Annotated in this window: 13 protein-coding genes; 5 read left to right on the top strand and 8 right to left on the bottom strand. The window is 66.3% G+C overall.

Features of this window, described 5'->3' with window-relative positions; genetic code table 11:
* Positions 1 to 1,372 (bottom strand): DNA polymerase III subunit gamma and tau (locus ACFYOW_RS33620; RefSeq protein WP_387294268.1); only part of this gene is annotated, 1,372 nt, incomplete at its 3' end.
* Positions 1,373 to 1,691: 319 nt separating this feature from the next.
* Here ACFYOW_RS33620 and ACFYOW_RS33615 point away from each other — a divergent pair.
* Both ACFYOW_RS33615 and ACFYOW_RS33610 read left to right on the top strand, forming a co-directional pair.
* Positions 1,692 to 2,663, top strand: a complete 972-nt coding sequence (locus ACFYOW_RS33615) for a hypothetical protein (protein WP_387294099.1) — start codon at positions 1,692 to 1,694, stop codon at positions 2,661 to 2,663.
* 82 nt (positions 2,664 to 2,745) lie between these two features.
* Positions 2,746 to 4,041, top strand: a complete 1,296-nt coding sequence (locus tag ACFYOW_RS33610) for an ammonium transporter (protein ID WP_387294098.1) — start codon at positions 2,746 to 2,748, stop codon at positions 4,039 to 4,041.
* Positions 4,042 to 4,066: 25 nt separating this feature from the next.
* Here the strand turns inward: ACFYOW_RS33610 and ACFYOW_RS33605 are convergent, their stop codons facing one another.
* Positions 4,067 to 5,095, bottom strand: a complete 1,029-nt coding sequence (locus ACFYOW_RS33605; RefSeq protein ID WP_387294097.1) for a neutral zinc metallopeptidase — start codon at positions 5,093 to 5,095, stop codon at positions 4,067 to 4,069.
* 145 nt (positions 5,096 to 5,240) lie between these two features.
* Positions 5,241 to 6,404: a neutral zinc metallopeptidase gene (locus ACFYOW_RS33600; RefSeq protein ID WP_387294096.1), complete on the bottom strand. Its 1,164-nt coding sequence runs from the start codon at positions 6,402 to 6,404 to the stop codon at positions 5,241 to 5,243.
* A gap of 153 nt (positions 6,405 to 6,557) precedes the next feature.
* Here ACFYOW_RS33600 and ACFYOW_RS33595 point away from each other — a divergent pair, with 153 nt between their 5' ends.
* Both ACFYOW_RS33595 and ACFYOW_RS33590 read left to right on the top strand, forming a co-directional pair.
* Complete coding sequence (locus tag ACFYOW_RS33595; protein WP_387294095.1) at positions 6,558 to 8,168, top strand: DUF2207 family protein; 1,611 nt, start codon at positions 6,558 to 6,560, stop codon at positions 8,166 to 8,168.
* A gap of 113 nt (positions 8,169 to 8,281) precedes the next feature.
* Positions 8,282 to 8,590 carry a hypothetical protein gene (locus tag ACFYOW_RS33590; RefSeq protein WP_387294094.1) on the top strand — a complete coding sequence of 103 codons (309 nt, stop codon included), beginning with the start codon at positions 8,282 to 8,284 and terminating at the stop codon, positions 8,588 to 8,590.
* Positions 8,591 to 9,049: 459 nt separating this feature from the next.
* Here the strand turns inward: ACFYOW_RS33590 and ACFYOW_RS33585 are convergent, their stop codons facing one another.
* The 5 genes from ACFYOW_RS33585 to ACFYOW_RS33565 all read right to left on the bottom strand — a co-directional run bounded on the left by ACFYOW_RS33585 (position 9,050) and on the right by ACFYOW_RS33565 (position 14,259).
* Entirely contained in the window at positions 9,050 to 10,315 is a 1,266-nt protein-coding gene (locus ACFYOW_RS33585) for an ROK family protein (RefSeq protein WP_387294093.1), read from the bottom strand.
* Between the two features lie 403 nt (positions 10,316 to 10,718).
* Complete coding sequence (locus tag ACFYOW_RS33580) at positions 10,719 to 12,152, bottom strand: MFS transporter (RefSeq protein WP_387294267.1); 1,434 nt, start codon at positions 12,150 to 12,152, stop codon at positions 10,719 to 10,721.
* 142 nt (positions 12,153 to 12,294) lie between these two features.
* Entirely contained in the window at positions 12,295 to 12,684 is a 390-nt protein-coding gene (locus tag ACFYOW_RS33575; RefSeq protein WP_387294092.1) for a hypothetical protein, read from the bottom strand.
* Between the two features lie 154 nt (positions 12,685 to 12,838).
* Complete coding sequence (locus tag ACFYOW_RS33570; protein ID WP_387294091.1) at positions 12,839 to 13,552, bottom strand: hypothetical protein; 714 nt, start codon at positions 13,550 to 13,552, stop codon at positions 12,839 to 12,841.
* 113 nt (positions 13,553 to 13,665) lie between these two features.
* Positions 13,666 to 14,259, bottom strand: coding sequence for an HhH-GPD-type base excision DNA repair protein (locus tag ACFYOW_RS33565; RefSeq protein WP_387294090.1), 594 nt, complete (start codon positions 14,257 to 14,259; stop codon positions 13,666 to 13,668).
* Positions 14,260 to 14,454: 195 nt separating this feature from the next.
* On the opposite strand from ACFYOW_RS33565, the gene ACFYOW_RS33560 reads away from it, so the two are divergent.
* Positions 14,455 to 15,261, top strand: coding sequence for a class I SAM-dependent methyltransferase (locus ACFYOW_RS33560; protein ID WP_387294089.1), 807 nt, complete (start codon positions 14,455 to 14,457; stop codon positions 15,259 to 15,261).

Here is a 15,261-nt window from a genome sequence, read left to right as displayed (position 1 = left end):
CAGCACCAGCCTGCGCGGCAGCACCAGCCTGCGCGGGAGCGCTCGCTGGGCTCGCGCCTGCGCGGGTGGCGTCCTTTTCGCGGCGGGCGGCGGCGAGGAGTTCCGCGCCTCGGCGACGGGGAGGTTCGTTGGACGAACGCGGCGGTGCCGATTGGGCCGGGGCTTCGGGCTGTGTCGGAGCGGATGGGGCTGCGGCGGTGGGCGGCGCCACTGCTCCGGCGGCTATGCCGCGTTCGAGCCGCTCCAGGCGTTGCAGGGTTGCGGATTCGGCGTCGGATACCGATGGGAGGAGCATGCGGGCGCAGACGATTTCGAGCAGGAGGCGCGGGGCGGTGGCGCCGCGCATTTCGCCGAGCCCATCGTGCAGGAGTTCGGCGTGCCGGGCCAGGGTGGCCGGGCCGGTGCGTTCGGCCTGTTCGCGCATGCGGTCCAGGACATCGCCGGGGCCGGAGACCAGGCCGCGGTCGGCGGCATCGGGGACAGCCTGCAGCAGGATCAGGTCGCGCAAACGTTCGAGCAGGTCGACGGCGAAGCGGCGCGGATCGTGACCCGCCTCCATGACACGGTCGATGGTGCCGAAGAGGGCAGCACCGTCACCGGCGGCGAGCGCGTCGATCGCATCGTCGATCAGCGCGACATCGGTGACACCGAGCAGCGAAACCGCCCGCGAATAGGTGACGCCCTCGGGACCGGCGCCCGCAAGCAGCTGATCGAGCACGCTCAGGCTGTCGCGCGGCGACCCACCGCCCGCGCGAATCACCAACGGATACACCGCTTCCTCGACCGGCACCTGCTCCTGCTCGCAGATCTTGCCGAGCAGTCCGCGCATGGTGGCGGGCGGCAGCAACCGGAACGGATAGTGGTGCGTGCGGGACCGGATGGTGGACAGCACCTTGTCCGGCTCGGTGGTGGCGAAGATGAAGATCAGATGAGCCGGCGGCTCCTCGACGATCTTGAGCAGCGCATTGAACCCGGCCGTGGTGACCATATGCGCCTCGTCGACGATGAACACCCGATACCGCGACTCCGCGGGCGCGTAGAACGCTCGATCGCGCAGTTCGCGAGTGTCGTCGACACCGCCGTGACTCGCGGCGTCCAGTTCGATCACATCCAGATTCCCCGGACCGCCCGGTCCCAGCGCCACACAAGACGGGCAGACGCCGCACGGTGTCGAGGTCGGGCCCTGCACACAGTTCAACGAGCGCGCGAGGATGCGCGCCGAGGAGGTCTTGCCACAGCCCCGGGGACCGGAGAACAGATAGGCATGACTGATGCGACCGGTGTCGAGTGCGGTACTCAGCGGGTCGGTGACGTGCTCCTGACCCACCACTTCAGCGAACGTTGCCGGTCGGTACTTCCGGTACAGAGCCACGGCCAGAGGTTACCGGCGCCCACCGACAAAGCACATTCCCCTCGACCGACAGGCCGGGCGCGGCGCGATGCCGGGCGTTTCGCGACAGTGATGTGATGTAGATCACAGGATGCTCGAATCTTCGTTAGCCCCCACTGATCAGCGCCGAAGGCGGCAAAGTCGGAGCAATCGAAGATCGAGAACGGACGAACATTGAATTTTGGTGCCCGTCCAGTGCACTTAGCGGCGATTAGTTGAACTCGCGCCCCGGTTCTGAAGCTATTTGTGGAGATAACGAATCAATCAACGTGCATGACATGGACGCAATCGCCTGGCTACCGTGGTTCTCGGCAACTTCGGTAGCCAAACCTTCATCAGGTTGGTGGCCCCGGCCGGTCCCTCATCCCGACCGGGGCACAACCTGAGATCCACAATTCCGGCGCTTTTCGCCGAACTCACACCACTTCCACCGGAGGAAATTTCCACCGTGCCGTCGTGTGACGACATCGCCGCCGCCTGGCTTTCGAGCACCGATTTCGCCGACGACCATGCCGCCGTCGACCTGCTCAGCCGGGCAATCAGCCCCCAGGACTTCGCGATCAAGCGCGATTCGCTACCGGTGGCCGCAGCCGCCGATCCGTCGACCGCGGCCGCCATCCTCGAACTACTGGAACGCGGCCAGGTGCCGACCATGGCGGCGATCCGCACTCTCACGGCGCAGAACGAGATGCGCCGGGAGGCCGAACGCATCGAACGCCTCGGCCGCCGGGCCCAGCGCAGCATCGATGACTTCGGCCGCGTACTCGCCCGGCTGGCCGAGGACCACTGGCTCGCGCACGGCGCCGGCCCCACCCGACGTGACGTACTGCAGTCCGAACCGGTGATGACACTGATCCGGGACCGGATCGGCGATATCGCCCCGACCGCGGTGAAACACCTGTGGTTGATCGAGCGCGCACAGCGCGCCGGCTGGATCGCCTCCAATGCCAATGCCGGATCGCTTTGCGCCGCGAGACGTTTCTACTCCGCCAAGTACGGCAATCGGGTCTCGCTGCGACCGGTCAATACGATCGGCACGATCGTCGCGACCTACCTGCGCGACTATGTGGCCGAAAATGACCGCGCGCCGCGCTGGTCCACCCTCGCCCACGACCTGCGCGACGATCGCGGCCGCCGGCTCTTCCACGACACCGCCGACGCGCGCATCCAGCGCCGGTGGCTCACCACCGCCGAATGGATGGCCGAGAGCGAGGACCTTCCGGTGCCCGGGCGACGCGGTCTGCGCGCCTTGGCCAAGAAGGCGCGGCGCTGAACTGTCTGGGCCGACACCCAGCGACGATGTGAGCATTCGGTAACTTCTTCGCAACGCATGCAAGCGTGGAAGGAGTTACCCCGTGTCCCCAACCATCGATCCCGCGGCCACCGCCTGGCTGCTCGTCAGCACGGCCCTGGTGCTGCTGATGACGCCCGCGCTGGCGATTTTCTACGGCGGGATGGTGCGCTCGACCGGCGTACTCAACATGCTGATGATGAACTTCATCGCGATCCCGCTGGTGACCGTGGTGTGGCTGCTGGCCGGTTACAGCCTGGCCTTCGGCGAGGACGCGGGCGGCGGCCTGATCGGTGATCTCGGCCACTTCGGGATGGCGGGCATCGATCCGAATTCCGTTCACGGCACCGTTCCGGAACTGCTGTTCGCCACCTTCCAGCTGACCTTCGCCATCCTGACCGCGGCACTGGTCAGCGGTGCGATCGCGGACCGCGCCAAATTCGCGGGCTGGATGGTGTTCGTGCCGCTGTGGGCGCTGGTGGTCTATGTGCCGATCGCGCACTGGGTGTGGGGACCGGACGGCTGGCTGGCCTCCTTCGGCGCGCTCGACTACTCGGGCGGCATGGTCGTCGAGATTGCCTCCGGCGCCTCGGCGCTGGCGCTGGCCCTTGTGCTCGGCCCGCGCATCGGCTTCAAGACCGATGCGATGCGTCCGCACAACCTGCCGTTCGTACTGCTCGGGGCGGGTCTGCTCTGGTTCGGCTGGTTCGGTTTCAATGCCGGGTCGGCACTATCGGCGAATGGTATTGCGGCCGCGGTATTCCTGAACACTCTGGTCGCGGGCTGTCTGGGCATGCTCGGCTGGCTCGCGGTCGAGCAGATCCGCGACGGTCGGCCGACCACCTTCGGTGCGGCCTCGGGTGTGGTTGCCGGTCTGGTCGCGATCACACCTTCGTGCGGTTCGGTGAATACGCTCGGATCGCTCATCGTCGGTCTGGCCGCGGGTGTGGTGTGTTCGTTCGCGGTCGGCTGGAAATTCAAGGCGGGCTACGACGATTCACTCGATGTGGTCGGCGTGCACTTCGTCGGCGGCATCGTGGGCACGCTGCTGATCGGATTGCTGGCCAATCAGGTGATGACCGGTGGTGTCGAGGGCCTGTTCTACGGCGGCGGACTCGCGCAGTTCGGCAAGCAACTGGTCGGCGTGCTGGTGGTCGCGGCGTATGCGTTCGCCGTCTCCTTCGTGCTCGGCAAGGCGATCGACCGGTTCCTCGGATTCCGGGTCAGCAAGGAAGACGAGTCCGCGGGCATCGACTTCGCACTGCATGCGGAGACCGCGTATGCCGAAGGCGTGCACGGACATGCGCCGCGGCGCTTGGGCGAGGGGCACTTCGGGCAGACCCCGGGTGGCGATCACTGATCCACCGGGGGCGCGAAAGCGCTCGCTAGGACACCTCGTCCGACGACATATTCCAAGTGTTGCACTGAAATGTCCGGTCGTAGTTCTGACCTTGCTCGAACCACGCCCCGTAGTGCTGGGTGGTGCCGTGATCGCGGGCGTCGCCGGATTTATCTCCACGCCCGTACTGATCCGCTGTCGTTCTGCTTTGCTCCGCTTTGTCGAAGGCACCATCGACGACCGAGGTGCCGACGTACATTCCGGCAAAGCACTGCGCCTCCAACTCCATGCGACGCGACAGTTCCAGCCCGATCGGGCTCCGCGCCCCCGCGTCGGAACGCTGACTGCTCATTGCCTGGGTAATGCCGGAGATCGCCTGCACGTGATGGCCGTATTCGTGCGCGAAAACCGTCAAGTAGATGACCGTATCGTTGCCGTACCGCTCGATCTGGATCTTGTCCAGAGGCATGTAGATCGTGTGGTTCGCCGAACAATAAAATGCTGCCCAATTGGCACTGCCGGAGCCGCATGGTGACGCCGCGTCCGCCCCGCGTGCCGGCACGCTCACAGCCGGGCTGGAGTACGGCAGGTTGGCGCGTTGTAGAGCGGGACGCCATTTCTTATCGAGACAGGCGGCGGCAGCCTGAAAGAACCGGGTGGCGGCATCGACAGTCGCGGACCAGGCCGGATAACTGCACTCGGCATTGACCATACCCGAGTCGCTGTCACTGAACAGCGGGTTGTCACCGGTTTTGGCAACCGGTTGCAGCCCAGCGGGTTTCGTCGTCGGCGGCGCGGCGGCGCGACTGGTGGTCACCGCTACGCTCGATGTCGGGATCGGCGAGGACGTCGATGAAGTCGGCGGAGTGTAGGTGTAGCTCGGCGTCGGCGGCGGGTAGGCCGACGGGCGGTGCCGCTTGTTCTCGTTATCGGCCGAAATCGCCGATGAGACAAGCAGTCCGACGACCACGACGACGACCGTCAGCACACCGAGCAGCGCACTGAGCCCAGCACCCGAACTCCGGCGTCGCGGCGGGTACGGACGCGGCGGATATCCCGGCCGCTGATACGGCATCGGCGGACCGTACGGTGCCGCGTAGGGCGGAGGAGGACCGGGTGGATAACCCTGTGGCGTGCCATATCCCGGCGGTTGCTGGTATCCGGGTGCGGGTTGATATCCGGGCGGCGAACCATAGCCGCGGGGCGGCTGCGTCACCTGGTCACGACACCGAACTGGCCGACGCGGTGAACGTATTGCACTGTGCCGCACGGTCTTTGTCCACACCGATCTCGAACCAGGTGCCGCCGTTGTCCGCGGTCCCGTGATCGCGCATATCCCCGCGCTGGTCACCGCGGCCGTGAGCGTCGCGGCGGGCGAGGGTCATCTGCCCCGTGGTCAGCGAACCGCCATTGGCCGAGGAGCCGAGATACATGCCGTCGAAGCAGTTGGCCTGCAACTCGATTCGGCGCGAGAGCTCCAAACCCTTCTCACTGCGCACGCCCGCGTCGACGCGATCGCTGTTGGCCTTGCGCAGGATTCCGGCCATCGCCTGCACGTGGTGGCCGTACTCGTGGGCGAAGACCGACAGGTAGACGATCCAGTTGTCCTTGAACAGATCGGTCTGCAGCTGGCTGAGCGGCATGTAGATCGTCTTGTTCGCCGGGCAGTAGAACGCGGCGAAATTACTCGTGGAGCCGGTGCACGGCGTGGTGATGCCGTCCGTGCTCGCGCTGACATTCAGCGTCGGCGACTGGAACGGCAGATTCTTCTGTGCCAGTACGGGTTTCCATGCCGACTCCAGGCAGCTCGCGGCGGTCTCGAAGAACTTGCGCGCGGCGTCCACCTGCGTGCTCCACGGTGCGTACGAGCACTTCGCCGGAATCAAGGTGGTGTTCGGATCGGTCAGCAGCGGGTTGGTTCCGGTCTCCGATACTCCGCCGTTCGAATCCGGGGTGTAGGTCATGCTCGGGCCGGGGCCCGAAGCGGTGCTGCTGAGCCTGCCGTGCGAAAACGCGCCACGCACCAGGCCACCCGCGACCACGAAGACGATGATCAACAGCAGCGCGATCCAGCCGCCGCCGCCCTTGCGCTTCTGCGGTGGACGTCCGGGTGGGCCGTAGGGCGTCGGTGGCGGCATGGGCGCGCGCTGTCCGTATCCGGGCGCCGGATAACCGGGCTGTTGGCCATAACCCGGCGGCGGACCATACCCGGGTTGGCCGTAACCGGGCGGATAACCCGGCTGCTGGCCATATCCGGGCTGACCATAAACGGGCTGCCCCGGCGCAGGACGGTATCCGGGCTGCCCATACGGCGAACCGGGACGCGGCGGAACCGGTTGTCCACCAAGCGGAACCGGCCCGTAGCCGTACGGTGGTTGGGTCACGTCCCCCGTACCCCCTCGTCTCATGATCGCCTGCGGTATTGAATTTGCGGCGCTCCCGGGGCCCTTCGTGGTCACGCTGCGCTACCGCCTGCGGGCCCGTCGCTCGCGCCGGGCTGCTGACGCAGCTTAGCAACTTGTCTAGAGTAGGCAGCCATGCTGACTTTTCGGGGGGGCGCCGCGAGCGCGCTGCTTCTCGCCGCTGCGGGAATGCTCGCCGCCGCACCGATAGCCCACACGGAGCCCGCAACCGATGGTGTCGATATTGTCGCGGATCTGAAACTGAGCCGCGAGGGTGTGCTCGAGGTCACCGAGAAGGTGACCGTCCCCGCCGACAGCGGCTTCAAAATGACTCTGCCGCTGCGCCTCAAGGTCGGCGACGATGTCGAACGCGTCTTCAAAGTCACCGATGTCGATACCAAAGGCCCCGGCACCGCGACGGTCGCGAACGATCTGTTCACCATCGATGCCAAGCCGGGCGAATCGACGTTCACCTACGCGATCCACAATACGGTCAGCGACGCACCCGGTACCCAGGTCTTCCGCTGGCTCGGCACCATCAATGCCGATGTCGCATCGATCGATGCATCACTGATCAGCCCGAGCTACGAAATGGGCGTGGTGGACTGCAAATTGGGCCCGCCCGGCAATCTGCGCCAGTGCTCCGATCTGCAGATCGAGGCGGACGGAGTGCTCTATTGGCGCCAGACCGACCTGCGCAAGGGCGACAATATCGACCTGACCCTGCAGCTGCCGCCCGGCACGGTGCCCGCCAACGCCGATGTTCGCGACAACAGCGAGGCCGGCGCCTTCTCCTTCACGACTCCGGTGCTCGTCGCATTCGGTGTGCTGCTGCTCGCACTGGCCGCGATGGCGGGCTACGTGGTCAAGACCAGGCGGGAAAACGCCGCCGCCACAGCCGGTTCAGCGACGATCGATCCGCTGCTGCGCGACGGTACGCGGGTCCAGTTCACCTCGCCGGACGGCATCCTGCCCGGCGAGGCGGGCGTCTTGCTCGACGAACATGCCGATCCGAGCGATATCGCCGCGACGGTGATCGACCTCGCCGTGCGCCGGTACATCTGGATCACGCCCGTCAGCGATAGCGATTGGCGCATCGACCGGGTTAACGCACCCGATGACCAGCTGCGCGCGTACGAGAAGGCGGTTTACCGCGCACTGCTGCCGGACGGCACCGATTCGGTGACCGTCGGCGAGTTGCGTGCACCGGGACGCATGCAGTCCCAAACGGTGCGCAGCGCAATGCTCGCCGATGCGGTCGAACGCGGCGCGTTCATCGATCGGGCCCGCATCGGATTGCCGATCCTGTTGGGTGGGACACTGATCCTCGCCGGTATCGCCGCGACCATCGCTCTGGCGCTCACCTCGGGCAGCGCACTGGTCGGCGTCGCGATCCTGCTCGCCGGCGTCGCGACGGTACTGCTGCCGCGATTCCTACCGGTGCGCACGGCCCAGGGCCGCGAACTCGTCGGCCGGATCCGCGCACTGCAGCGCGGCCTCGACGCGACCACCCGCGACCAGATCCCGCCCGCCGACCAGGAATTGGTCTTCTCCCGTGCGCTGCCGTTCATGGTGATCGGCGGCCGCGCCGACAACTGGATCCGCACCTTCCGCGACCTGAACCTCGCCGCCGACTCCCAGCCCGGCCTCTACTGGTTCGGCACCTTCGAACGCGACCGCAACCTGCAACGCTTCGCAGGCCACTTCCCGTACTTCATCACCGCCCTCGAGGCTCTCTTCACGTAAGTCCTCGGAGCATCCCGCGAACCGAGCAATTTCGTCGGCACCCGTCCACCGATCGCGGAAGACCAGCCGCTCGGGCCTCGTTGTGATTGCATTGCTCCCGGCCGCTCGTTTGTGTGTCCGGACGGCAGAGTGCGTTGGAGTCGGAGCTGCCGACCATCGATCTGAACAAGACATTCGCGCAACGGTTTTGGTATCCGATCGGCATTGTGGTCCTGACGGTGGCCGCCGCCGGTGCCTGCTGGCTCATCGTCGGCGGACTGGACCGCGGCCGGCATGCGCCGTTCAGCGATGGGCCCGCGTACTCCCTGTGGCGCATGATGATCGGGATCACTGTCGGGATGGCGGTTGCGGGAACCTTTTCACCGCTCCGATGCTGCGTGAACTTCGCACCAGATATCCAAGCGCGAGCTTATCCGCATTGACCGCGCTGTACCTGCTCACCATCGCGGGAACCGCCGCGATGCCGCGGATGTTCTGGGGCCGGCTCCAACCGAGCGCGGTGCGGATCGGCATCGCCCTCGTGCTTGTCGCCGTCGCGATGTGGCCGGGCGGTCGCGGTCATTTGGATTGTGCGCGCACGGGTTCGGTTCATCGCAGTTCAGCCACTGGACACGCTCGCGGCGGCGACCGCATCTGTGCTGGCAGGCGGACGGTGCGCGGATTCTCGACGCGTCGTCTCCCATCGTTCGGACCGACGCCTCGGGCGATCCGCAACTGCCCGATGACCAGTGAACGTCGGGACGCAATCGACTCACTGAGCTGATGGGCCTCGCCGATACGGCGACAGCACAATTGCGAGCGGCGTTCACGACGTTGGCGCCGTTCCTGACCGGTCTTCTCGCCTACTTCCTGAAGTAGGCGAGAAGACCTGCAGGCGACTGTCAGTCGTTCAGCGCCGTGCGGCGGATCGCGGCGAGGGGATCGGCGTAGATGGCGCTGAGTGAGGTGACCACTGCCGCGAATTCCTGCACCTTGCCGCCGAATCCGCTGATGCGGATGTCGGTCGGTGGGAGTTGGGAGGACTGGGTGAAAGCGCGGGCGACGTGGGCGACCGCTGGGCGGTAGCCGGTGAAGGCCTGGCCGCCGAGGATCACCCGGTCCGGGTTGAGCATGTCGCGGACCATCGCGACGGTGTGTCCGAGGATGGTGGCGCGCTCGGCGAGCAACTCCTGCGCATCCGCCGCGCCCGCCTCGGCGGCGCGGTACAGGTCGGCGATGGTGCTGCCGCCGGTGCCCTTGTGCGCCGGAATGATCCCGCGCCCAACGGCTCTGGCATGCAGCGACCGATCACCGACGGTCACCTCGAGGCAGCCGCGCCGTCCGCAGGCGCATTCGACATCGGAGCCGGTCGGGAAGTGCGCGATCGAACCGGGGCCGCTGCTGGGGGTATGCACCCGGCCGTCCAAAGTCACTGCGATACCGGCGGTTTCGCGAACGTAGAAGTACAGGCTGCTGCCGGGACCAGTGGTCCCGCGCGGCTCGCCGGTCGGCAACAGCAGTTCCGACGCGGCCATCGCCTCGACGTGCGGCGCAACCGAGACCGGCAGCTCGAGCACCTCGCCGAGCACCGAACCGACCTGCGCCCCTTGCCAAGCCAGCTTGGGGTGATCGACGACCCCGGTCGCGGGATCGACCCGTCCGCCGATCGCCACACCGGCCCAGAGCGGTTTGCGCCGATGCCAGCGCTGCAGGAAGGCCTTGGCGCTGCGCGCGACGGTCGTGGTCGCGAAGTCCTGACCGGTCTGCGGCGTCGCGATCGCCAGCCCGCCGAGGATGCGCCCACGCAGATCGGCCGCGACGATCTTGGTGACCGCGGCGCCGATGTGGATGCCGAGGGTCAGATAGGCCTCGTGGTCGATTTCGAACGGCACCCGAGGACGGCCGACCGCACCCGATGCGGTCAGGTCGGGGCGCTCGCGCAGCAGTCCGGCGGCCAAGAGCGCCGAGACTTGGCGGTTGACCGTCGCGATGCTCAAACCCGTTGTGCGCGCGGCATTGTCACGGGAAACCGGACCGCCGGTCGCGGCGCGCAGCACGGCTGCGGCCGGATTGTCGGCGATGCGGAGTTCCGGCGCGACGACGGGGCGCTGGACACGGACACGACCGGTTACGACCCTGGAGCCGGATCGATCAAGGGTGAGGGACATATGAAGATTCCTTGCTGAAGTCCCGTACCACGGGACGTGCCTACACGTGCGGCGGCGGGGCAGCGCACGAGCCGAAAGAGCGGCTCAGCTGCAGCAGGAACAACACAGTTCGCGAGTCAACGGCAGTCGCAGACCCAGCGCGGCGGTCACGTAGGTGACCCGCAGTGCGGTCGGACGGCTCGAAGACATGGGATCAAAGTTAACACCGAAATCGCCGCGCACCAAGCCCTATCGGCGGAGCGGGAACTCCTCGGATGCATGGTTCGTTCCGAAATCCTTGGCGCGCACCGGGTTCCGGGCAAAATGTGGCCCAAAGCACGATTTGTCCGAAAAAGCCGAATGGGGGCCGCCGCTTCGGCGACCCCCATGGGGTGACTGGCTCGCCCGATCCCGGGCTGTTCGGTTACGCCGCTTCCGCGACCAACTGACGACGGGCCAGCAGCGCGGTGGCCGAGGCGATCAGCCCGACCAACGCGACCACGGTGACCAGGTACAGACCCGGCCGGTACTGCGCGATGCTGGTGGCGGCGCCACCGCTGATCAGCCCGGTGACCACGGCCAGCACGACCGCGCCACCGATCTGACCGGAGGTCTGCACCAGCCCCGAGGCCAGCCCCTGCTCGTGGTCGGCGATACCCTCGGTGGCCTGCACCATGACCGAGGAGAAGCCGAGCGCGAAGCCGAGGCCGAGCAGGAGGAACGCGGGCAGGTAGTCCACGACGTAGGTCGGGTCGGCGCTACCACCGAAGGAGATGAACCAGACGTACCCGATCACGAACGAGGTCATCGAGGCGATGATCATCGGCGTGGTGCCGTAGCGGTCGATCAGCTTGCCCGCGACCGGTGAGAGGATCGCCACGATAATGCCCGTCGGAGCCAGGGCCAGCGCCATCTTCAGCGGCGTCCAGCCCAGGGTGTTCTGCAGGTACAGCGACACGATCGTCTGGAAGCTGATGTAGGAGCCGAAGATGGCCAGTGCGGCCAGATTCGCGCGCACGATCGACTTCACCTTGAAGATGCTCAGCCGAACCAGCGGGTGGGCCACCTTGTTCTCCACCACGAAGAACGCGCTCAGCAGGGCGACGGCGATTACGGCGGTCGCGACAACCGTTGCGGTGAGGCCCTTTTCGGGTGCGGTGACGATGGTGTAGACGGCGGCCAGCATGCCACCGGTCAGTAGTGCGGCACCGGCGAAGTCGATGCGACCCTGTTCCTTCTCGATATTGCGCGGCACCACGAAGTAGGCGGTGACCACCACGGCCGCGACCACCAGCACCGGGACGTAGAAGGTCAATCGCCAGTCGACGCCGGTGAGCAGACCCGAGACGATCAGGCCGGAGGCGTAACCGGTGGCGCCGAAGACCGTGAAGATCGACAGTGCGCGGTTGCGGTCGTGACCTTCCTTGAAGGTGGTGGTGATGATCGAAAGTGCGGCGGGTGCGGTGAATGCGGCGGCGACGCCCTTGATGATGCGGCTGGCGATCAGCAGCGCACCGTCGTCGACCAGACCGCCCGCGAGTGAGGCGAGTCCGAAAACCACCAGGGCCGTGAGGAATACCTGTCGACGACCCAGCAGATCGGCGGCACGGCCACCGAGCAGCAGCAGGCCGCCGTAGCCGAGGATGTAGCCGTTGACGATCCACTGCAGGCTCTCGGTGTCGAGGCCCAGTTCGGATCCGATGGACGGGAGGGCGACGCCGACCATGGAGACGTCGAGTGCGTCGAGGAACATCGCCAGGCCGGCGACGAACAGTACGGCCCACAACGTCGGGCCCCAACGGCCCGGGGTGTGCTCGGTAGGTGCGGCGGTCCGGGTATCGGATGCGGTAGCTGTCATAGTCACGTCCGGTAATTTAGATGCACACGCATTAAATGTCAACGCAAGTAATGCGCGCGCATAAAAGACCAGGTCATGATCTTGCCGGTCGACACAAGAAGGCCCCGCTCAGCATTGAGCGGGGCCTGCGTCCGTGGCGGGATCAGCCCGGGTAGACGTAATGCTTGGGCCCGAAGTGGCCGGTGCCACTGGAGCCGGCATACGGCAGGTCGAGCGGGGCGATATTGAGCTTGTGCGGGTTGCCGTCGAGGTCTGCCTGCCAGCAATCCTGCTGAACGCCATGGAAACTGGTGCAGACGATCCGGGTGCTCGTACCGAACGGTGAGGTCAACCGGTTCCGGTCGGAAAGTGGATTCCAGTAGTCGGGATCGGATTGGACCGCGAAGTTCTTGGTCTCATAGACCTCGAGCGCGCCGCCGCCATCCGAGGGCCAGTCGTCGGCAGCGGCGGTACCCGCGCCGATCAGCAGGCTGGCGCCGGCCGTTGCGAAGAGTAGGGCGATCCGCAGAACACGCTTGGTTTCGAAGCTCATCACTAGCCCCTTCTGATTCCAGATTCTCTGAACAGCCAGTGCATGCTAGCCGGGTCGGCCCAGCCTTCCCCGCCACAACAAGGCCCCGCCCAGTCGAGAGGTACCGGGCGGGGCCTGTTTCCGTGGCGACGGTGGGCCACGGATGCCGTGCGACCTACTTGGCCGGTACGAACGGCTGGTTGATCGTGGTGAAGTACTGGATCGCCGCACCGATCGCGACCGGCGCGGTCACGAGAATCTGACCGGCCAGGGTGCCGAGGGCACCAACGGCGATGATGCCGCCGAGGCAGCCGATGGCGGCGGCCGGAATGAACGGACCGAACAGACCGACGATGGTTGCCGAGGCGACCGTGGCACCGGCGATACCGCCGAGCACGCAGCCCGCCGCACCGCCGATGAGACCGCCGACCAGCGTGCCGATGGTGGCCGCCGCCGAGACGGTGCTGGTCAGACGGGTCCAGGCCGCGACCTCACGGTCGTATGGGGTCTTCCAAGGGGCCTGGTCCTCGTAGGGCAGCGCGACCGGCTTGTAGACCGCGTGTTCGCGATCGATTTGCGGGGTCAATGTCGCGGTGCGATCGGAAATCTGTGCGGCGATCGGGAATTCGAAGTCATCGATCCGGAACCGCAGCGGGGTGCCCGCGAGTACGGTGCCATCGGCGGCCTTGATCTCGAAGACATCGCCCTCGACCGCCAGCGAACCCGCGTCGGTCTTGATAATCGATGAATCGCCTACTGCTTCGGCGGTGAAATTGATTGCGCTATCGTCGCTTTCGGTCGCGGCCGGGGCGGCGACCGAGGTGCCCGCGGCCACACCGGTCGCCATGGTCACCAGCGCCGCGACGACGGCGAGTTTCCTCATCTTCATGTACTGCGTTCCCTCATCTAGGTGTTGCTACCGAGGGAAAAGCATCGGCGAGAACTCAATCGGGCACGAGGGAAAAATGCAGACAGATTCGAATAGGCAAACCCGGAGCGACCTCAGGACTTCTTGGCCGCCGCCTTCATCTGCTTCTTGAAAGCCCTTACTTCCAAAAGGGATTCGCCGTCGACAATATCGGCGGCCGAGCGCCGTGAGCCCGTTTCGGAGTAGGCGCCCGCCGCCGCTTCCCACCCCTTCGGCTGCACACCGAGTTGCTTGCCGAGCAGGGCGAGGAAGATCCTGGCCTTCTGATCGCCGTAGCCCGGCAGTTCCTTCAAACGGCGCAGCACCTCTTTGCCGTCCGGATCGCCCTGGGTCCAGATGCGTTGGGTCCTGCCGTCGTAATGCTCGACCACATAGCGCGCGAGTTCCTGGGTGCGGCGAGCCATGGACCGGCCGTAGCGATGAATAGCGGGCGGGGTCGCGCACAGTTCTTCGAACGCCTCGGTATCGGCGTCGGCGATCCGCTGGATATCGAAGCCGTCCATGCGGTCGGCGATCTTCTTCGGCCCGCGGAAGGCATGTTCGAGCGGGAACTGCTGATCGAGCAGCATGCCCGTCAGCAACGCGAAGGAATCCTCGGAAAGGAGTTTGTCCGCCTCCGGCTCCTGGGCGAGACACAGCTTGACAGTCGCGGACTTCGCTTTGGCCACAGGACTTCCTTTCGCTGGTACCGGACTTCTCCGATCATCTCACTCGGCACCGTTGCGTGGTCCGGCCCACCCGGATCGGTGGCCCGCCCGAATCGTGACCCACCTCACAGTCCTGCCGTGCGATGCGGTCGGTGCCGAAGTAGGCTCAGCGCCATGCCTCAGACGACGGCAATACCTAGAGACGGAATCGGGCCCATGAATATGCAGGGGTTACGCCCGGATCGCTTCGATAGCGCGGGCCAGGATCAGTTGGTCGACGTGCGGGATCTGCAGGCGGCGCTGCCGGGCATCCGCCGACTGCGCACGTGGGCACATGAAGCATTGGCGCTGCAGCCCGGCGAGAGTGCGGTCGATGTCGGATCGGGCACCGGCTCGGAGGTCATCGCCTTCGCGGATGCGGTCGGCCCGACCGGCACCGCGATCGGTGTCGAACCCGATCCACAGCTGCTCGCCTCCGCCGAACGCCGCGCCGAACAGGCCGGTTCGACGGCCAAATTCCATTCCGGCGACGCCTACGGGCTGCCGTTCGGCGCTAAAACCTTCGACGCCGCACTCTGCGAGCGGGTGTTCCAACACCTGACCGCACCGAGTCGTGCCGCCAACGAGATCGCCCGGGTGCTCAGGCCCGGTGGCCGCGTCGTTGTGATGGACAGCGACTGGGGAACGGCAATCGTGCATCCCGGCGACCGTCACGTGGTTCGCGAGGTCGTCGACACCCTGATCGCCGCAACCACCAACCCGTTCTCCGGCCGCAGGCTGCCCGGCCTGCTGACCAAGGCAGGCCTGGTTATCGACGAGGTCGGCTCGCACGCCCTGGTACAGGACCGGACAGTCGGCGCGGGCGCGCTGGTCAACCGCATCTCCGCCATGGCGGTCGCGCGCGGTTCCATCACCGAGGCACAGCGCGACCAGCTCATCGCGGATCTGGAACGGGGCGCCCAAACCGGTGACGTCCACCTATCGGTGACCATGTTCGCCGTGCTGGCGCATAAACCCCGCTGA

The sequence above is a fragment of the Nocardia sp. NPDC006982 genome, from assembly GCF_042869435.1.
In the GTDB taxonomy this organism is placed as follows: domain Bacteria; phylum Actinomycetota; class Actinomycetes; order Mycobacteriales; family Mycobacteriaceae; genus Nocardia.
The sequence above is the reverse complement of the archived record's forward strand: the minus strand, read 5'-3'. Positions and strand labels throughout refer to the sequence as shown.

Excerpts from the sequence above, each read along its gene's own strand:
- ACFYOW_RS33560 (WP_387294089.1), top strand. The coding sequence starts at position 14,455 with ATGAATATGCAGGGGTTACGCCCGGATCGCTTCGATAGCGCGGGCCAG.
- ACFYOW_RS33595 (WP_387294095.1), top strand. The coding sequence starts at position 6,558 with ATGCTGACTTTTCGGGGGGGCGCCGCGAGCGCGCTGCTTCTCGCCGCT.
- ACFYOW_RS33605 (WP_387294097.1), bottom strand. The coding sequence starts at position 5,095 with ATGCCGTATCAGCGGCCGGGATATCCGCCGCGTCCGTACCCGCCGCGA.
- ACFYOW_RS33585 (WP_387294093.1), bottom strand. The coding sequence starts at position 10,315 with ATGTCCCTCACCCTTGATCGATCCGGCTCCAGGGTCGTAACCGGTCGT.
- ACFYOW_RS33580 (WP_387294267.1), bottom strand. The coding sequence starts at position 12,152 with ATGACAGCTACCGCATCCGATACCCGGACCGCCGCACCTACCGAGCAC.
- ACFYOW_RS33570 (WP_387294091.1), bottom strand. The coding sequence starts at position 13,552 with ATGAAGATGAGGAAACTCGCCGTCGTCGCGGCGCTGGTGACCATGGCG.
- ACFYOW_RS33575 (WP_387294092.1), bottom strand. The coding sequence starts at position 12,684 with ATGAGCTTCGAAACCAAGCGTGTTCTGCGGATCGCCCTACTCTTCGCA.